17 protein-coding genes, 2 tRNA genes, 1 rRNA gene and 1 riboswitch are annotated in these 19477 nt (G+C 46.1%); of the genes, 14 read left to right on the top strand and 6 right to left on the bottom strand.

All coding sequences use genetic code 11. From position 1 onward, the window contains the following. Positions 1 to 13 precede the first annotated feature (13 nt). The 11 genes from rrf (at position 14) to thiH (ending at position 9178) form a co-directional block, all read left to right on the top strand. Positions 14 to 130, top strand: a 5S ribosomal RNA gene (gene rrf / locus P4S59_RS15705). 46 nt (positions 131 to 176) lie between these two features. Beyond that, positions 177 to 253, top strand: a tRNA-Asp gene (locus tag P4S59_RS15700). A gap of 61 nt (positions 254 to 314) precedes the next feature. Further along, positions 315 to 391 (top strand) — tRNA-Trp (locus tag P4S59_RS15695). A gap of 248 nt (positions 392 to 639) precedes the next feature. Continuing rightward, entirely contained in the window at positions 640 to 2019 is a 1380-nt protein-coding gene (locus P4S59_RS15690) for a multicopper oxidase family protein (RefSeq protein WP_337168623.1), read from the top strand. 123 nt (positions 2020 to 2142) lie between these two features. After that, positions 2143 to 2526: a fluoride efflux transporter CrcB gene (crcB, locus tag P4S59_RS15685; RefSeq protein WP_005397071.1), complete on the top strand. Its 384-nt coding sequence runs from the start codon at positions 2143 to 2145 to the stop codon at positions 2524 to 2526. A gap of 60 nt (positions 2527 to 2586) precedes the next feature. Then, positions 2587 to 2685: riboswitch (TPP riboswitch) on the top strand. A 164-nt stretch (positions 2686 to 2849) separates the two neighbouring features. Continuing rightward, a complete protein-coding gene (gene thiC / locus P4S59_RS15680; protein WP_337168622.1) occupies positions 2850 to 4790 on the top strand; it encodes a phosphomethylpyrimidine synthase ThiC in 1941 nt (646 codons plus the stop codon). Then, complete coding sequence (locus P4S59_RS15675; RefSeq protein WP_337168621.1) at positions 4790 to 6205, top strand: thiamine phosphate synthase; 1416 nt, start codon at positions 4790 to 4792, stop codon at positions 6203 to 6205. The genes thiC and P4S59_RS15675 overlap by 1 nt, the downstream gene beginning before the upstream one ends. Continuing rightward, entirely contained in the window at positions 6192 to 6965 is a 774-nt protein-coding gene (gene thiF, locus P4S59_RS15670) for a thiazole biosynthesis adenylyltransferase ThiF (RefSeq protein WP_337168620.1), read from the top strand. The genes P4S59_RS15675 and thiF overlap by 14 nt, the downstream gene beginning before the upstream one ends. A 38-nt stretch (positions 6966 to 7003) precedes the next feature. Then, positions 7004 to 7258, top strand: coding sequence for a sulfur carrier protein ThiS (gene thiS, locus P4S59_RS15665; RefSeq protein ID WP_038877425.1), 255 nt, complete (start codon positions 7004 to 7006; stop codon positions 7256 to 7258). A gap of 5 nt (positions 7259 to 7263) precedes the next feature. Then, positions 7264 to 8031, top strand: a complete 768-nt coding sequence (locus P4S59_RS15660) for a thiazole synthase (RefSeq protein ID WP_104974679.1) — start codon at positions 7264 to 7266, stop codon at positions 8029 to 8031. Positions 8032 to 8065: 34 nt separating this feature from the next. Next, a complete protein-coding gene (gene thiH / locus P4S59_RS15655) occupies positions 8066 to 9178 on the top strand; it encodes a 2-iminoacetate synthase ThiH (RefSeq protein ID WP_337168619.1) in 1113 nt (370 codons plus the stop codon). Between the two features lie 105 nt (positions 9179 to 9283). Here the strand turns inward: thiH and P4S59_RS15650 are convergent, their stop codons facing one another. Next, positions 9284 to 11074: an aminopeptidase P family protein gene (locus tag P4S59_RS15650; protein WP_337168618.1), complete on the bottom strand. Its 1791-nt coding sequence runs from the start codon at positions 11072 to 11074 to the stop codon at positions 9284 to 9286. 202 nt (positions 11075 to 11276) lie between these two features. Further along, entirely contained in the window at positions 11277 to 12218 is a 942-nt protein-coding gene (locus tag P4S59_RS15645) for a LysR family transcriptional regulator (RefSeq protein ID WP_005397044.1), read from the bottom strand. A gap of 140 nt (positions 12219 to 12358) precedes the next feature. On the opposite strand from P4S59_RS15645, the gene P4S59_RS15640 reads away from it, so the two are divergent. Then, positions 12359 to 13519: a multidrug effflux MFS transporter gene (locus P4S59_RS15640; protein WP_031780601.1), complete on the top strand. Its 1161-nt coding sequence runs from the start codon at positions 12359 to 12361 to the stop codon at positions 13517 to 13519. A 91-nt stretch (positions 13520 to 13610) separates the two neighbouring features. Then, positions 13611 to 13895, top strand: a complete 285-nt coding sequence (gene tsrA / locus P4S59_RS15635; RefSeq protein WP_005397034.1) for an H-NS-like global regulator TsrA — start codon at positions 13611 to 13613, stop codon at positions 13893 to 13895. 27 nt (positions 13896 to 13922) lie between these two features. Here the strand turns inward: tsrA and P4S59_RS15630 are convergent, their stop codons facing one another. From P4S59_RS15630 to P4S59_RS15615, 4 genes are all read right to left on the bottom strand, one after another. Continuing rightward, complete coding sequence (locus P4S59_RS15630; RefSeq protein WP_012841278.1) at positions 13923 to 14378, bottom strand: DoxX family protein; 456 nt, start codon at positions 14376 to 14378, stop codon at positions 13923 to 13925. A 10-nt stretch (positions 14379 to 14388) separates the two neighbouring features. Beyond that, positions 14389 to 15147 carry an HvfC/BufC N-terminal domain-containing protein gene (locus tag P4S59_RS15625; RefSeq protein WP_337168617.1) on the bottom strand — a complete coding sequence of 253 codons (759 nt, stop codon included), beginning with the start codon at positions 15145 to 15147 and terminating at the stop codon, positions 14389 to 14391. Further along, complete coding sequence (gene bufB / locus P4S59_RS15620) at positions 15144 to 16013, bottom strand: MNIO family bufferin maturase (protein ID WP_337168616.1); 870 nt, start codon at positions 16011 to 16013, stop codon at positions 15144 to 15146. Before bufB ends, P4S59_RS15625 begins: the two co-directional genes overlap by 4 nt. Positions 16014 to 16095: 82 nt before the next feature. Continuing rightward, complete coding sequence (locus P4S59_RS15615; RefSeq protein WP_031780600.1) at positions 16096 to 16356, bottom strand: BufA1 family periplasmic bufferin-type metallophore; 261 nt, start codon at positions 16354 to 16356, stop codon at positions 16096 to 16098. A gap of 280 nt (positions 16357 to 16636) precedes the next feature. Here P4S59_RS15615 and uvrD point away from each other — a divergent pair, with 280 nt between their 5' ends. Then, the gene (uvrD, locus tag P4S59_RS15610; RefSeq protein WP_337168615.1) at positions 16637 to 18811 is read left to right on the top strand and encodes a DNA helicase II; all 2175 of its coding nucleotides are present in this window, start codon (positions 16637 to 16639) and stop codon (positions 18809 to 18811) included. Positions 18812 to 19477: the final 666 nt, after the last annotated feature.

The following is a 19477-nucleotide window of genomic DNA, read 5'->3' as shown; positions in this document are numbered from 1 at the left end:
ATTAAAGAATTTGCTTGGCGACCATAGCGTTTTGGACCCACCTGACTTCCATGCCGAACTCAGAAGTGAAACGAAATAGCGCCGATGGTAGTGTGGGGCTTCCCCATGTGAGAGTAGGACATCGCCAGGCTTTAAATTTTGGACACTTGCCGATTACAAGCGAGTGATACCACTGCGGAGTGGTAGTTCAGTTGGTTAGAATACCGGCCTGTCACGCCGGGGGTCGCGGGTTCGAGTCCCGTCCACTCCGCCACTTAATATCGACAACCTCGCCCATGCGAGGTTTTGTCAAATCTAGAATATAAGAATTCTACAGGGGTGTAGCTCCAATTGGCAGAGCAGCGGATTCCAAATCCGCGTGTTGGGAGTTCGAATCTCTCCACCCCTGCCATATATCAAGGCTCTGACTTAGGTCAGAGCCTTTTTTGTATCTGCTTGCCACTATGCATGTGTCCTCTCATCCCACCTATATGACTTTTTGCTGCCTGCTGCTCTTTGTAAGTATTTATTAGCTACTCGAACTCACCAACCTATTAGACTAGTCGTTATAACCAAGTGCTCCGAAATGTTAGTAATAATTGAGAATCATTATTTATATTTAGTTACACTCAACCGATCTGGATTAATGGGTAACTATGTATGGATATATCTCGTCGACGCTTCCTTCAATCATCCTTAGCAATCTCCGCGCTTACCGTTCTTCCTGCATGTTCTCTATCTCGGAGTACTAATAAGGGGCAACATATATACGATATCACTGCAGAGCCTTCTACGGCTGAACTAGTGCCCGGTTTCAATACTGAGGTATTAGCTTTTAATGGGCGTATACCTGCACCGATAATTCGTTGCCGACAAGGGGAAAAGGTAACAATCAACTTCATCAATAAGCTATCAGAGCCGACGACGATTCATTGGCATGGCTTGAGGATTCCTATTGAAATGGATGGAGTTCCGTTTTTAAGCCAGGCTCCTATCATGCCCGGAGAGACTTTTACGTATGAGTTTACCCCGCCAGATGCAGGTACGTTTTGGTATCACCCACACATGAACAGTGTTAAGCAGCTTGGTATGGGGTTGGTTGGGCTAATAATTGTTGAAGAGGCTGAGCCTGTTCAGTTTGATGAAGAGCATGAAGTCGTCCTCAAGCATTGGCATTTAGACAAGCAAGGACAGTGGAAGAATCTAATGGTGCCGCGCTTGAGTGCACGTATGGGAACGCCAGGAGAGTGGAGTAGCGTCAATGGTATTCATGAGCCTGTTTATACGCTGAAGCAGAACGCGACTACGCGATTAAGAATTGCTAATGTCGATAACACCATTACCTATCCGATCGCGATTGAAGGCACAGAGGCTTGGGTTATTGCCATCGATGGCAATCCAGTTAAAACGCCTTATAGGCTCACTCAACACAAAATTGGCCCGGGAATGAGATTGGATATCGGATTGATTGCTCCGAAGGCTGGAGAGCGTGTTTATGTGCGTCAAATGAAAGGGCGCTTCCCATTCTCTTTGTGTGAGTTTGAAGTTGTTGATTCTGACCTGCCAAGCAACAAGAAACTGCCTTTATTGCCTCTCAACCCTGTGCCTGATCTTGATTTGGAAAATGCGGAGCAAATCGATTATGTGCTTGAATGGGAGGGGGCGATCACTCCTGTCGATAAACCGGGCAAAGCGATACCTAAATTCTGGCTGATGAACAAACGGGCTTGGGAGGGAATGAGCATAGATAATATCCCTGCGCCACTTTCAACATTGGAGCTTGGAAAAACCTATATCTTCAATTTGAAGAACGTTACTCAATATCATCATCCTATTCATCTTCATGGGCATACATTTACTGTTCTTGAGTTAGATGGAAAGAAACTCGACGAACCGTTCCATACCGATACGGTTTTACTTGGAAAAAATGGCAGTGCCAAAGCTGCCTTTGTTGCTAACAACCCTGGACGTTGGATGTATCACTGCCATGTTATTGAGCATATGAAAACCGGTTTGATGGGGTATATTGAAGTAAAGTGACTCCTGTAACTTTTTTAATCTCAGCGTGTTTTAAATGCAATACGTTGTCGAATTCTAAAATTTCACCATCAATATTGCTTTAGTTTTGGTTACAATATCGTCATCAATAGTGTTGGGGGAATTATGGGGCAGTTTTCCATTCTTGGTTTTATTGCACTAGGTGGTGCTTTCGGTGCGTGTTCTCGTTACTTGATATCTGAACTGTGTGTCATTTTATTGGGGCGTGGTTTTCCATACGGTACGTTAACCGTTAATGTAGTCGGTTCATTTATAATGGGCTTGTTGATTGCTGCGTTCGACAATGAACTGCTGGCAACAGAACCTTGGCGACAAGTGATTGGTTTGGGCTTTTTAGGGGCACTGACGACGTTTTCCACCTTTTCTATGGATAATGTTTTACTTATGCAGCAAGGTGCATTTTTTAAGATGGGGTTAAATATTTTATTAAATGTGGTGCTGAGCATCTCTGCTGCGTGGATCGGTTTCCAATTATTGATGCGCAGCTAGCAAAGTAGTTAAAAATTAAACAGGTCGGCTTGGTTTAACCAGGCCGTTTTTATATACTGATATCACTTGTCGGAGTGCCATAAGGCTGAGACCGTTAATTCGGGATCCGTTGAACCTGATCAGATTAGAATCTGCGAAGGGAACAAGAGAAGATATTTATACCGGAGTTCTTTCTGGTTGACCTATCAAATAGTCGAATGTTGTTATAGGCAAATTACTTAAGCTTTATTTAGCCTTAATTTGACTCCTCTTGTCGCATCTATCCGCCAAGCATTTTTATCCAATTACTTTTTATCTAGTATAACAAAGCAAGGAAAAATGCTATGTCGAGTCGCAAACAAGCGAGACTGGAAGCAAAACAGTTCATTGAAACACTCTCGGTACAGCCGTACCCAAATTCCACAAAAGTATATGTAGAAGGTTCACGTCCAGATGTTCGTGTACCTATGCGTGAAATAGCGCTAGCAGATAGTCTGATTGGTGGCACAAAAGAAGCGCCTATTTTCGAGCCAAATGAAGCCGTCCGAGTCTACGATACGTCAGGTGTTTATACTGATCCGAACTACGATATTGACCTTTATAGTGGCCTACCAAAGCTAAGAGAAAGCTGGATTGAAGAGCGCGGTGACACAGAGTTACTTGATGAAGTAAGCTCGGTATACACTAAAGAACGTTTAGAGGATGAGACGTTAGACGACCTGCGTTACGGTAACCTGCCACGTATTCGACGCGCTAAGGATGGGCAGTGCGTCACTCAGCTGCACTATGCTCGCAAAGGCATTATTACCCCAGAAATGGAATTCATCGCGCTGCGTGAAAACATGGGTCGTGCCAAGTACCGTGATGATGTACTGAATCAACAGCATCCTGGTCAAAGCTTTGGAGCGAATCTTCCAAAAGGCATTACCGCCGAGTTTGTGCGTAAAGAAGTCGCCGAAGGTCGCGCGATTATCCCTTCCAATATCAACCACCCAGAATCCGAACCAATGATCATTGGACGTAACTTTTTGGTCAAAGTGAACGCCAATATCGGTAACTCATCGGTGACGTCTTCGATTGAGGAAGAAGTTGAGAAGCTCGTTTGGGCGACACGCTGGGGTGGGGATACCGTTATGGATCTCTCTACTGGACGTAACATCCACGAAACTCGCGAGTGGATTCTGCGTAACAGCCCGGTTCCGATCGGTACTGTACCTATGTATCAAGCGCTTGAGAAAGTGAATGGAGTTGCCGAAAACCTTAACTGGGAAGTGATGCGCGATACTCTGATTGAGCAAGCAGAACAGGGCGTTGATTACTTCACTATCCATGCCGGTTTACTACTTCGCTATGTGCCAATGACTGCAAAGCGTGTTACTGGCATCGTCTCTCGTGGTGGTTCTATCATCGCGAAATGGTGTTTAGCGCATCACCAAGAAAGCTTCTTATACACCCACTTCCGAGAGATCTGTGAAATCTGTTCCAAGTATGATGTGGCACTTTCTCTCGGTGATGGTCTGCGCCCTGGTTCGGTTGCCGATGCTAATGACGAAGCGCAATTTGCGGAGCTTCGTACTCTTGGTGAGTTGACTAAGGTTGCGTGGGAATACGACGTACAGGTGATTATCGAAGGTCCTGGCCATGTTCCAATGCACATGATCAAAGAGAACATGGAAGAGCAGCTAGAGCACTGCCATGAAGCTCCGTTCTACACCCTTGGTCCACTGACGACAGACGTCGCTCCTGGTTACGACCATATTACGTCAGGTATTGGCGCTGCCATGATTGGCTGGTATGGCTGTGCGATGCTTTGTTACGTAACACCTAAAGAGCATCTTGGCTTACCAAACAAAGAAGACGTGAAGGTAGGCATGATCACTTACAAGCTTGCTGCGCACGCCGCTGATTTAGCGAAGGGACACCCTGGTGCACAAGTTCGTGATAACGCGCTTTCTAAAGCTCGCTTCGAGTTCCGCTGGGAAGACCAATTTAACTTGTCACTCGACCCAGATACCGCGCGTGCTTTCCATGATGAAACCTTGCCTCAAGAGTCTGGAAAAGTTGCTCACTTCTGCTCGATGTGCGGTCCAAAGTTCTGCTCGATGAAGATCTCGCAAGAGGTACGAGAGTATGCGAAAGACACTGAGCAAGTTGCTGCGGACCAAGCTATCTCAATCAAAATGCTGGATGATCCTCTTGAGGGGATGCGTCAGAAATCGCAAGAATTTAGAGAGTCAGGCTCCGAGCTATACCACCCAGCAGCACATGCCGAGGTAAGTGACTAATGAGCAAAATCCTTATTCCGTCATCATTGATTGAGCTAACAGGTTTAGTTCAACAATGTTTGTTGTTGGCGAGAGAACAGGGTTTTAGCATCGAAGACATTGAGTTGGGTGTGAGCCCAACTCAATCTATTCAGCTTGTTCGCGACCAACAGACTACACATATAACGACTGATCTTATTGATGGTGATGACTCTTATCGCGAGTGTTCATTTACGCTCTATTACCACTCTTCTTTATCGGTAGAAGCGTGCGCAAAGCAACCGTCGAAAGCGATTTACATTGGTATTGCTGATACTCAGGTTTCCGATAAAAAGGAGAAAGTGCATCAGCTTGATATCTGGCGTCACCCCTTTAACGACGAAGTGAGAGCGCTTTCCGTTAAGTCCAAATTCAACGCAATGTTCTATCCCGAACATCACCTTGCTTGGATAGTGACGCTGACAGTACTCGATTTTCCTATCGAAGACGCGTTAACACTTGCTCGAGGAATGCTAACTCAACAAGCGAATGTTTCACGTGAAACACTGTTGAATGACAACTTCGACGGAGAGCGAACTACTCAGTGGGCTGACCAATTTGATGATTTCCCCACACCTGTACTGGAGGATAACCGACTAGGTATTCAAGTTGGTTGGTCTGCACAAGGTGAGAGCGTTAGCTTTCCAACTCTAACTAAGCAAAGTCTAGGGCTCTACCCAGTCGTTGATGACGTTGCTTGGATTGAGCGTCTACTGCCTTTAGGCATCAACACTATTCAACTACGAATCAAGAACCCACAACAAGCCGATTTGGAACAACAGATCATTCGAGCAATTGAGCTAGGTCGTCAATATCAAGCACAAGTGTTCATCAATGACTATTGGCAGTTGGCAATCAAGCATGACGCTTATGGCGTTCACCTAGGACAAGAAGACATAGAAGAGTCGAATTTGGCTCAGCTAGCTAAAGCGGGTATTCGTCTTGGTCTTTCTACTCATGGTTATTATGAGTTACTGCGTATCGTACAAATTCATCCTAGCTACATCGCGCTAGGGCATATTTTCCCAACCACCACAAAACAGATGCCATCGAAACCACAAGGTTTGGTGCGCTTGGCACTGTATCAAAAACTGATTGATAGCATTCCTTATGGAAACACAGAGTCGGTTTTCCGTCCTGCAAAAGACAAAGCAGGTAGTGACTATGTACTTGGCTTTCCGACGGTCGCGATTGGTGGCATTGACCAATCTAATGCAGACCAAGTTTGGCAAACAGGTGTTTCTAGTTTGGCAGTTGTGCGAGCTATTACCTTGGCAGAATCACCTCAGTCCGTTATCGAGTTTTTTGCACAACTGATGAAGGAAAGACAGCTAACGTTTACTGATCAGAATAGTGAATTGGCGCATACCAAGAGAGGCGAGCATGCTCACGGATAAGCAGTTCCTTCGCTATCAACGCCAAGTCGCTCTGCCTGAAATTGCTGAAGGTGGGCAAGAGCGTTTGAGCAAATCGCATGTGCTGATCATCGGTTGTGGTGGGTTAGGGAGCGCAGCGAGTTTGTACTTGGCATCAGCGGGTGTTGGTAAATTGGTTGTGGTCGATGACGATGAAGTTGATAGCAGTAACCTACAGCGTCAGATCATTTATCGTGAACAAGACCTCCAAGTTGCGAAAACAGAAGCGACTGTAAAGCAACTCACTGAACTTAATTCTATGGTCCAAGTTCGTGCTCTCAATAAGCGATTAGACAAAGCACAGCTGCAGCTTGAGGTGATGCTAGCGGATGTGGTGCTCGACTGCACCGATAACATGCCAACGCGCCAGCTCATTAACCAAGTTTGTTTCGAGCAAAATACGCCACTCATTTCAGCAGCGGCAATTGGTTGGCAAGGACAATTCGCTGTCTTTGATTACCAAACACCAAGTGAACAAGAAGCGCAGAGTAAAGCCTGTTACCGCTGTTTGTATCCGTTCGACGAATTACCGCAAACGCAAAAGTGCAGTGAGAGCGGTGTCGTCGGTCCGGTGGTGGGCACACTTGGCAACTACCAAGCGATAGCGGCAATTCAAAAACTGGCGACGGGAAAGTTTCATGTTGAGACTGCTAAGTTACATCTGTTTGATGGATTGAAAATGCAATGGCAAACCATGGCGATAAGCAAAGACAAACAGTGCCAAGTGTGTGCTCAGGTTTAGCTTACGAGTAATGGACAGAATTAAGAGAGTTGGAAGCAATGACGTTATCAGAACAACAAGCAACACAAATGACCGCTGCTGACTTAGATATGATCACTATTGTCATCAATGACCAGTCACATCAAGTCGCCAGTAAGTCGAATCTACAGCAAATCATTAGTCAATTTGCGTTGCCTGAAATGGGCTGTGTTTTTGCAATTAATAACAATGTTGTGCCGCGCAGTGAGTGGGCTAGCACAGTTCTTTCACAGGGAGATAGCATCTCTTTGTTTCAAGCGATCGCAGGGGGTTAAAGTCGATGCTTAAAATTGGTGATAAACAATTCGAATCTAGACTGTTCACAGGAACAGGGAAGTTTGCCAACAGCCGACTAATGGCAGAAGCGATTCAAGTGTCGGGTTGTCAACTTGCGACCATGGCGTTGAAGCGTGTGGATGTGAACGACCAACAAGACGATATTTTGCTGCCGTTAGTACAAGCTGGGGTGAACTTATTGCCGAACACTTCAGGTGCAAAGAATGCTAAAGATGCTGTGTTTGCGGCACAACTGGCGCGAGAAGCATTAGGTACTAACTGGTTAAAACTGGAAATTCATCCAGACCCGAAGTACTTGATGCCCGATCCAATTGAGACACTTGCAGCCGCTGAGCAACTGGTTCGTGAAGGCTTCATTGTCCTTCCTTATTGTCATGCTGACCCGGTTCTGTGTAAACGATTGGAAGAGGTAGGCTGTGCCGCAGTCATGCCATTGGGTGCGCCGATTGGTTCCAACAAAGGGATAGTTTCTCACGACTTCCTAGAGATCATTATCGACCAAGCTAATGTTCCTGTCGTTGTTGATGCGGGTATTGGTGCTCCTTCACATGCCGCGCGTGCGATGGAAATGGGCGCGGATGCCGTGCTCGTCAATACTGCGATTGCAGCTTCGAGCGATCCCGTTGCGATGGCGAAAGCATTTAAGTTGGCGGTAGAGTCGGGGCGTATGGCTTATGAAGCCGGACTTGCGGGTAAGGTTTCTCATGCGGTTGCGTCGAGTCCACTGACGTCATTCCTAGATGAGCTTTAGTCCTAGATTGATTTAGCTATTAAGCGAGGAAAACATGAGCTTCGTTGAGCAATTTAAGCAGCTTAATTGGGATGACATTTCGATGTCGATCTATGCGAAAACAGCACAAGATGTCGAGCGAGCATTGAATAAACCCAAGCGTGATTTGGAAGACTTTAAAGCGCTAATTTCACCCGCGGCTGAAGCATACTTAGAGCAAATGGCGCAGTTGTCATACTCGGCAACTCGCAAGCGGTTTGGCAATACCATGTCGCTTTACATTCCACTGTACCTTTCTAACTTGTGCGCCAATGCTTGTACTTATTGTGGCTTCTCGATGGAGAACAGAATCAAGCGTCGTACCTTGAATAGGGACGAAGTGGCTGCAGAAGTTGAAGCCATTAAACGCATGAAGTTCGATAGCGTATTGCTGGTGACTGGCGAACACGAAACCAAAGTGGGCATGAAATACTTCCGCGAAATGGTGCCTATGATTAAGCAACGCTTTAATTATTTGGCGATGGAAGTGCAGCCGCTAGATCAAGACGAATACGCAGAGCTCAAGACATTGGGTTTGGATGCGGTTATGGTTTATCAAGAAACGTATCATCCTTCGACTTATGCTGAGCACCATTTACGTGGCAATAAGATGGATTTCGAATACCGATTGGATACACCCGATCGTCTTGCAAAAGCGGGCATCGATAAGATCGGTATTGGCGCTTTGATAGGATTGGAAGAGTGGCGTACAGATTGTTTTTATGTGGCAGCGCACTTGGACTATCTTGAGCGCACGTATTGGCAGACTCGTTACTCAATTTCTTTCCCGCGTTTGCGTCCTTGTGAGGGCGCGCTCCAACCAAAATCAGTCATGACGGATAAGCAACTTGTTCAGTTGATTTGCGCTTATCGTTTGTTGAATCCAGAAGTGGAGTTGTCGTTATCGACGCGTGAGTCACCGAAGTTTAGAGACAACGCATTGCCGTTAGGCATCACCAGTATGTCTGCTGCATCGAATACTCAGCCGGGTGGTTATGCGATGGATGATGTTGAACTCGAGCAGTTTGAGATCAGTGATGAGCGAAGTGCTGGTTCTGTGGAAGATATGATTCGAGCCAAAGGCTTTGACCCAGTATGGCGAGACTGGCACTCGGCGTATTCTGGTTAAGCAACAAATAAAGCAACTGGTCATCGTTATGTTTCACGTGAAACATAGGAAAAGAAAGAGGGTTGATGCAAAACATCAACCCTCTATTTTTCTAGCTTCTAGCTTCTAGCTGTGTGCTACAGGTAGCGTTGCTTGACGAAGCCACTCTTTAACATCACCTTCGACTAGCGGGCTGATCTCATCCCATACTTTCTGGTGGTAATCATTCAGCCAAGCAAGTTCTGGACGAGTTAACATATCAACATTGATGTTGCGTTTGTCGATTGGGCAGCGTGTTAGTGACTCAAATGACAGAACAGGGAAGTCACCGTTAGTTGGTGTTTCAACAACAAGCTCTAGGTTTTCAATACGGATACCAAACGCATCTGCACGGTAGTAACCTGGCTCGTTGGATAGCACCATACCTTCTGTTAGAGGCACGTCGATTTGCTTTTTCGAAATGCTCGCTGGACCTTCATGAACACTTAGGAAGTGACCAACACCGTGACCAGTACCGTGATCGTAATCGTAACCTTCCGCCCATAGGTGCTGACGAGCTAGAGTATCGATTTGATAACCACGTGTGCCTTTCGGGAAACGAGCTCGAGCAACGCCAATATGACCTTTCAGCGCCAACGTAAATTGCTTCTTCATTTCTGCAGAAGGTTGACCAATCGCGATAGTACGCGTGATGTCGGTAGTGCCATCGAGGTACTGACCGCCTGAGTCCACAAGGTAAAGCGTGTTCAGTTCTAACTTACCAGGTTCAGGTTGGTTCTCGTGATTGTAGTGACACATGGCCGCGTTGCCGCCCGCGGCTGAAATGGTATCGAAGCTGAGATCCATTAGCGTAGGGTCTTCGCTACGAAATGCTTCCAGTTTGTCTGCTAATGTCGCTTCGTCATGCAGGTTACCAGCAGCAACTTCCGCATCTAACCAACATAGGAACTTGCTCATTGCCACGCCATCACGGATATGACACGCCTTCATACCCGCAATTTCAACCGAGTTCTTCGCCGCTTTTGGCATCAGACATGGGTCTGCTGCTGCAATCACGGACGCACCAGAGTTTTGTAGTACTAGCTTAAACCAAGCGTTACTGATTGCCGGGTCAACTAATACCTTTTTACCTGTCATGGCTTCAAGGCGAGATTGAAGTGCTTCTGGGTGGTGAACGGTCACACCGGTGCCTACGTGAGCGTCAAAATCAGCAGGTAGACGAGCAGGATCGAGGAAGTATTCAACGGTTGAGTCGGCATGCAGAATCGCGTGAGAAAGCAGAACTGGTAGGCGTGATACATCCAAACCACGTACATTCAGCAGCCAACAAATAGAATCTAATGCTGTGATCACAGCGCTATCTGCACCCGCTTTTTTTACCAGTTGGGCGATCTCTTGACGCTTACTCTCACTTGGTTGACCGACGGCTTCTGTTGGCATCAGGCGAACATCAGAGACAACAGGCGCTGGGCGGTCATGCCACAACTCATCAATTGGGTTGTTGGTCAGAATATTTAGCTCAAGCTTTCCAGCCAGTTTAGCTTGTGCCATGTCTAGCCAAGCTGAGCTGTGCATACGAGGGTCAATTGCGACAGATGCTTTTGTTGGCAGGTTGTCTAGAACCCAATCTAAAGCTGGCTCTTCAATAAGGTGACGATATTCAAATAGGTCACCAGGGACTTGTTTGGTGACTTGAACGGTATAGCGGCCATCAACAAAGATAGCGGCTTTGTCTTTGGTGATTACCGCAGCACCAGCAGAACCAGTAAAGCCTGTTAGCCAATGTAAACGCTCGTTGTGCGCTGGGACGTATTCGCCCAAGTACTCGTCCTCGTGCGGAACCAGTAGGGCATCAATATTATGTTGTATAAGCCATTCGCGAATCGCATTCACGCGGCTGAGGGTTTCGTTGTGCATCTGTTTTATTCCTTCAAATTACCGCTCCTTCATGCTCAGGTGTGGGAGCTGTTTCCTTCTGCTTCATGCAGTTTATGATCAACGCAAGTTTGCAATGACTTAGGTTGAGTCGGAGTACAACTAGGCCATAGATGAGCCAAAAAGGACTACGACAGTTAAGCTACTCATTTTACCCGCTAAGCGCAAATTGAGAGCGGTATTTTTATCTAAGGTGATCGGTTTTTTGTGTGATCATCGCACGTAGCCAACCCAATGCAGGGTCGTTTTCTCTGTCTCGGTGCCAGAATAAAGTGTAAGCCATAGGTGGAAATTCTAGCGGGAGTGGTAGTACGACCAAATCAAGCTGTTTAGCAGCGAGCTGCACAAAATGGCTTGGGGCGGTAAAAATAAAGTCAGTGTAGGAACATAAACTTGCGGCACTATTAAAGTCGGGAACGGTGACGGCAATATCGCGGTCGGCTCCAATATCGGCAAGGCGATAATCTAACAGCCAACGGTCGTTGCCGTCACAACGCACTTGTACGTGACGCAGGGCGAGATACGCTTCGAGGTTCCAAGGCTGTTTTAATGCTGGGTGATTTTTGCGAATAATACACATCTGGTGATCTCGATAAATTTCCAGTTCGCATATGTCATCGGGTGGCAGCAGAGTCAGCTTGGCATCATTAATATCGATATCTTTTCCAGTTAAGCCTAAGTCTAGCTCGCCACGTTGCAGCATTTTAAAAGTATTATCGGACCAAGGGTGAGTGCTGATCGTTACCCCAGGGGCCTGCTGAAAAATCGCCGGTAAGAAATGGGGTAGAATCAGAGGGTAAACACTTTCAACCGCTGCTATTTGAAAACGGTATTCGCTACTTTGTGGAGAGAACTCTTCTGGTTGAGTCAGTACTTCTAACTGGTTTATCAACAGATCCAGTTTCGGCTTAAGAAACAAAGCGCGCGGTGTTGGTGTTAATCCATGCGAGTTTCGGGTGAAAAGCGGGTCATCAAATTGGATGCGCAGTTTAGCCAGTGATTTGCTCACGGCAGACTGACTCAAGCACAGTCGGTGGGCGGCTCGGGTGACATTTAACTCTTCTATCAAAACTTTAAAACAGACCAATAGATTTAAATCGATACGAGCCAGTTTTTCGACGTTCACGGTGAATTTCCTCTAAGGAATAATGCTCATGATTATACATCATTTCCATTCATATCATCAGATGATTAAGCTCTATCCAAAGTTCTTTATCCAATTCGGAGTGTTGTGTGCCTAGCCAGTTTTCTAATAGTAAAAAACAGATGGCGTTATTGACCCTTTTGGTTCTTTTCAGTCCTCTTGCGATTGATATTTATCTACCTGCTTTACCTCTTATTGCTTCCACTTTTCAGGTCGATAATGCGCTAGCACAAGACACGATCACTTGGTTCTTATTTGCGATGGGTGTAGGGCAACTGTTTGCTGGCCCTTTGGCAGATAAACTCGGACGTCGAACTGTTGCATTGGGCGGTATCACTATCTATGCGATGAGCGCTTTATTGGCGTGGAGTGCTCAAAATATTGAATGGATGTTGGTTTCCCGACTGCTACAAGGCTTAGGTGCGTGTGCGACATCGGTAGCAGCCTTTGCAACAGTTCGCGATATCTTTGGCCCGGAAAAAAGCGGCAAAATGATAAGCTATCTTAACGGCGCGATTTGTTTTATTCCGGCATTAGCTCCAATTCTAGGTAGTTGGTTAACTCAGCAATTTGATTGGCGAGCTAACTTCAGCTTTATGGCGGGCTTTGCCGTTGTGTCCGGTTCATTGATGTTTTTCATGATGAAAGAGACTAACCCATCAACGGAAAAGCAAGCCGTGTTTAAGCTCAGCCGTTATTGGGCAGTGCTTAGCACACCATCTTTTGTTTTCCATGCGTCATTATGCTTGATGGCTATGGCGGTTATTCTTGCTTACGTTACCTCAGCACCGTCGGTATTGATGACGGGGATGGGGCTGTCGATGAATGAATTCACTTTCTGGTTTGGTGTGAATGCGGTGATAAACATTGCGGCATGTATGTTGGCGCCTAAGTTTATGGAGCGCGTTGGCACGCACAACACCTTGGTCACCGGGATCTCAACTCTGGGCCTCGCAGGTGTGATCATGCTAGTGATGAATGGTCAGAATACCGCGCTTTCTTTTATGCTACCTATTTTCATGTCGTCAGTGGGTTTTGCATTCATTCTGGGTGCAGCAGCAGGGAAAGCATTGGAACCGTTTGGTGACAAAGCGGGTACGGCTGCGGCACTGCTTGGGTTGTTCCAAATGAGTGGCTCTGGTTTGTTGGTTGGTACGTTGCAGCGTTTATCTTTGGAGCCTCAAACACTGATCGCAATTCATATGTGGGTTCTATTGCCTGCGTTGGTGGTTCTGTTTACAAAAGCAGGTAAGAACTGGCATTCAAGCTTTGCGAAAGCGTAAAACAGTGTAATTTAGTATTTTCCAATGTAAGTAAGGCGTGTATATTTGTCGTTCAGACTTTTCCTGACACCATAACGGAACTCAAAAAGTAATGTCGTTAACCACGTATGAAATGGCTCGTATTCTAGAGCAAATGGAAGATTCACCAGAAAAGGTGATGTTTGGCAAGTTGCTTAATGAGCTGGGTAATCAAAGCTCCGAGCGTATTCGTAGTGCGGCTAAACAAGTACCTCTGCCAATTTTGCGTGATATCGTGTACCAATTCCAGCAAGTGATTGAGTCGCGCAAAGGTGAACAAGTTGAGCTGTTGGCAAAAGATCTTGCTCAACAGGGCATCTCAGCTGATGAGCTTCTTGCTTACTTAAATAAACAATAAAAAGTCCCCGCCACTGCGGGGATTTTTTTATCGCGTCAGCTTGTTCTTTATAACATGGTCAATAGAGATAACTCCTGGTCCCCATACGATGACCACTAAAATCATGAATCCCCACAATTGATGGTCATAGAACCCTTTTTCCCACAATACCGGGTAAGAGATGACCGCGATGATATTGAACACAAACAGAATCGCAGCCATCGGGCGGGTAATTAATCCCAACGCTAAAAATACTGGCAGAATTAACTCGGCAGCCGTTCCCATGTAGGCCGCTAACTCCCAAGGCAAAAGTGGCACTTGGTATTCCAATTCGAATAGATACAGCGTGCTATCCCAAGAAGAAACTTTGATTAACCCTGAATTGAAGAACACCCATGCAACCCACAAGCGACAAAAGAGAAGTAGTAAAGGGACAAAGCCAGCTTGTAAGGTATTGATCAAGTCGTCGTACCGATTGACTAAGTTTTTAACCGTATTCGTCATAGAGTGCTCCTTAGATTGATTTCAATGTAAAGCCGTCAACGAGATCGAGTGCCATGATGCTATTAAGGTGAACGAGCAAAGCTTCGGATATTTCGCTCAAACTCTGCTTCTGCTCTACACATTGCAGCAGTTGAAAAACATCGGTATCGAGTGCGTGACATTGAGCTTCTCCATTGGCTTGAATAGAGATGACTCCTCGCTGTAATTGATTGATATTGAGCTGTTCAAACTCTTGGTGTTGAATCGCATGAAAGAGATCAAATACGGTGTAGTTTGAGTCAAAGCTGCGACTGCCAGTGCGAAAATGAAACACCAATTGAGGTTGTTGTTCTTCCGTCACTTGGGCAAGTGCAGATAAAGGGATTCGATTTGGTTTTTCGACTTTCTCATTCTGTATTTGTCGAGCTAAGTCCATATGCCATTCAAACCTTGCGACTTCAGGAGTGTACGGGGCTTGGGTCATGACCTGACTAAACTGCATAATCGTATCTTGAAAGCCAGCACCATAATGTACGACATTACCTTCAGCTAAGGGGTGAGAAAGTACGTGTTGGCGAGCAATTTGATCGAAGCACTCTTTTCCAACTAAGGCTTCAACCATTGGGTAGGTCGCTGCCAATACCTCACTCAAGCTGATGATAAAGTTATTGCGGTAAATCTGTATGCGTTCATCTGCGGTAAATTTGTCACTCACAATGTCGCATTCTTCACCGAGCGCTTGATAATGTAGGGCTTTAGCAAATTGACTCTGCAAGGTCGCAAGATTCATGACGCTTTCCTTTTGCTCTTTTGGTCAATCAAATGGTTTTGCTGCAATAGTGAGGATGCTTTTTCTGCTTCGCCAAGGAGGATTTCTGGTGCAGGAATATCCAAATCCCATTCAATCAGCGTATGGCGAGGGCCGTGTTTTTGTGTCCAACTAACGAACAGCTGCCATACTTCATCACTGACGGGACGGCTATGAGTATCAATCCAAATCTCACCTTTATCCAACGGCTTAATAGTAAAACCTGCCAAATGAATCTCGTCGACTTTGTCGGCTGGAATCGCATCTAGGTATGTGTCGCAATCAAAACCGTGATTGAAGGCGGAAACATATACGTTATTTAAGTCGAGTAATAAACGACAGTCGGTGCGCTTTTGCACTTCGGTAAGAAAATCCCATTCGCTGATGGTTGAATGGTGAAACTTCACATAACTAGATGGGTTCTCAATTAAGATTTCACGTTGTAGGTATTCTTGCACTTCAAGCACGTTACGAGTGAATACTTGCAGCGCTTCTTCCGTGTAAGGCAAGGGAAGTAGATCATTGAAGTAGTGACCACCATTTTCACTCCAGCTTAAATGGTCAGAGACGAAGAGCGGGTCAATTGTATTTATCAATGCTTTTAGTTGTGCTAAATGTTTCGTATTCACACGCTCCACCGAGCCCAGTGACAAACCAATACCGTGGCAGCTGATGTGGTAGTGCTCGCGTAATGCTTGCAGTTGATGGTGCTCTACTGAGTTGGGCTGAAAGTAGTTCTCGCTGTGGATTTCTAACCACGACAGCTCAGGTTTGTGTTGGCTAAAATAATCGAGATGAGGGGAGCGTAATCCGACGCCAGCAAGAGGATGGAAAGAGTGATGTTTCACGTGAAACTCCTTTTCTGATTGGCGAGTAACTGGGGGCGTTGGTTAAAGTGCAACGCGCCCCACAGAAACTTGTGATGTTGAGTTATGAGCCGCTGGTGCTACCGCCAGCCAATTTGTCACACAATCCTTTAGGAACGACAACAAAAGCATCTTTTTGGTTGTCTTCTTTAGAGGTGCCCGCGCAAGAGCTGTTTTTCGTTGCGCAGTCATTTTTACCGGCTTTCGCCACGCCATAACACTTTTCTTTTTCTGCTGCGACAGCAGGGGCTGCGGTGAGCATGGTGCCACCAAGAGCAAGAAGGCCAGTAACAGCAGCAGTAACAGCAAGATTCGATTTTTTCATCATAATTTCCTCTGAGTGATTTCCTTTTACTTTCATTCGGCAAGTCGATTCGCCGTTTGGCGTACAACCTTTATCCACTTGCTTAAATTAAAAGATAGAGATGAGGCAGAAAAACTTTCATAAAAATAACTCTCGCGAATGGTTTTGGAGTGATTACCTTCGTTAACTCTTTGAATGAAAGATTAAAAAAACAGCGAATTTTTTATCAAGTTTTGTCTAAACAGCACCCAGCTGTTTAGGTTATAATCGGTTTTTATGTATAAATAACCAGTAGCTCATCATGATGGATCCATCTCTATTACTCGACGGTCTAAACGATAAACAGCGTGAAGCCGTTGCAGCTCCTCTAGAAAACTTACTTGTCCTTGCTGGTGCAGGGAGTGGTAAGACTCGCGTTCTTGTTCACCGTATCGCTTGGCTTATGTCAGTCGAGCAAGCTTCTCCTTTCTCGATCATGTCGGTCACCTTCACTAATAAAGCGGCAGCAGAAATGCGTGGTCGTATTGAAGAGTTGATGATGGGCAGTGCATCTGGCATGTGGAATGGGACTTTCCACGGTATTTGTCACCGCATTTTGCGTGCACACTATCTTGATGCCAAGCTACCGGAAGATTTCCAAATCATAGACAGCGATGATCAGCAGCGCTTGTTAAAGCGTTTGATCAAAGCACAAAACTTGGATGAAAAGCAGTGGCCTGCACGCCAAGTTTCATGGTGGATTAATGGTAAGAAGGACGAAGGATTACGCCCATCGCATATCGACGCTTATCACGATCCAGTGACCAAAACTTATTTGCAGCTGTATACCGCTTACCAAGAAGCGTGTGATCGTGCTGGCTTAGTGGACTTTGCGGAAATTTTGCTGCGCGCGCATGAGCTACTGCGTGACAACAAGTTTGTGCGTGAACACTACCAAGCACGCTTTAAGCATATCTTGGTTGACGAATTCCAAGACACCAACAACATTCAATACGCTTGGCTACGCATGATGGCTGGCCCAGATTGTCACGTGATGATTGTTGGTGACGACGACCAGTCAATTTATGGTTGGCGCGGTGCAAAAGTCGAGAACATTGAGAAGTTCACGCTGGAGTTTCCGAGCGTGAACACCATTCGTCTCGAACAAAACTATCGTTCGACCAAGACGATTCTTGAAGCGTCCAATACCTTGATTGCGAACAACACTGAACGCATGGGTAAAGAGCTGTGGACGGATGGCAATGTGGGCGAGCCGATCTCGGTTTACAGCGCTTATAACGAGCTTGATGAAGCGCGCTTTGCGGTCAATAAAATCAAAGAGTGGCAAGAGAATGGCGGCGCATTGAATGATGCTGCGATGCTGTATCGTAACAACGCGCAATCTCGTGTTTTGGAAGAAGCATTAATTCAGGCAGGCTTACCGTACCGTATTTACGGAGGCATGCGATTCTTCGAGCGTCAAGAAATCAGAGATGCGTTGAGCTACTTGCGTTTGATGGCGAATCGCAACGATGATGCCGCGTTTGAACGTGTCGTGAATACCCCAACACGTGGTCTGGGCGATAAGACGCTAGAGACTATCCGTCGTGCAGCTCGTGATAGAGGGTGCACTATGTGGGAAGCCAGTCTGGCAATGCTCGATGAGCGAGTATTACCGGGTCGAGCAGCTGGTGCGTTAAGTCGTTTTGTCGAATTAATCACCGCGCTGGAAGACGATACACTAGAAATGCCATTGCACGAGCAAACGGACCACGTGATCAAGTACTCGGGTTTGTTTGCGATGTATGAGCAAGAGAAGGGCGAAAAGTCTAAAGCTCGCATAGAAAACTTGGAGGAGCTGGTTACCGCCACTCGCCAATTCGAAAAACCAGAAGAAGCGGAAGAAATGTCTCTGCTGACAGCATTTTTAACACATGCGGCTCTAGAAGCGGGTGAAGGTCAGGCGGACGAATTTGAAGATGCAGTCCAACTGATGACGCTGCACAGTGCGAAAGGTTTGGAATTCCCATTGGTATTCATGGTCGGTGTGGAAGAAGGTATGTTCCCAAGCCAGATGTCCGCTGAAGAGGCAGGGCGTTTGGAAGAAGAGCGCCGTCTGTGTTATGTGGGCATGACGCGCGCGATGCAAAAGCTCTACATTACTTACGCGGAAATGCGTCGCCTATATGGTCAGGACAAATACCACAAACCATCGCGCTTTATTCGTGAATTACCAGAAACGTGTTTGGATGAAGTGCGCATGAAGGCGCAAGTGAGTCGCCCTTCAAGTAGTGGACGTTTTAGCCAAACCGCAGTAAAAGAAAACTTCAATGAGACTGGTTTTTCACTAGGTTCTCGTGTGATGCATCCGAAATTTGGTGAAGGAACGATCATCAACTTTGAGGGCAGTGGCCCACAAAGCCGAGTGCAGATTGCTTTCAACGGTGAAGGCATTAAATGGTTAGTCACCGCTTACGCGAGACTGGAGAAGCTGTAGGGCTTTGTGAAAAAATGAACATAAGAGCTGCTTCGGTGGCTCTTTCTGTTTTGGCTGTTTGGAATCAACAAAATGCTGAAAGATAGGGAGCTAAATGACGCTATTCGAAAAGGCTCTTGGTCTAAATCGCTTATCTTTAGACAAAGAAAAACCCCGAGGGCTTACGCCCGTCGGGGTTATAGTCTTACTCGCAGCAATCCAGCTACTAAAAGTGCTCCATGCATCAAATCCTTGATAGCGTGCTGCATTCCTTCAGCTTAATCCTTTCGTCGCCTTCCTAGCGGTGTCCTTGACCTTATCCTGGTCTGCTAACCATCCTCGTTAGCTCTCATCACTTGTTCCCTGAGCGGTGTCCATGACATCATCCTGATGTTTAGTCCTTTCCTCGTCCAGAGGTGTCCATTTCCCGTCCTTAGTAGCAACCGTCCTAGTTGCTATTGATTCCGTTCAATGTCCAGTTTTGCAATCCATGCCCGACTATTCATCCTGAATACCCGTTTCTTCTTCCTGAAGTTCACCAAATCCGTGGTGTTTCCTGTTCCGTGTCAGCATCCTTCCGACAAGATTCATATTACGCTCTTCACGATTCTCAACAATGGTCGAAGCCCACATTTTTCTCAATCAAAAGCGTTTGAAAAATAAACATATTTATATTATTCAATGGCT

It is taken from the genome of Vibrio sp. M60_M70 (assembly GCF_037162085.1).
Lineage (GTDB): Bacteria > Pseudomonadota > Gammaproteobacteria > Enterobacterales > Vibrionaceae > Vibrio > Vibrio diabolicus.
The sequence above is the reverse complement of the archived record's forward strand: the minus strand, read 5'-3'. Positions and strand labels throughout refer to the sequence as shown.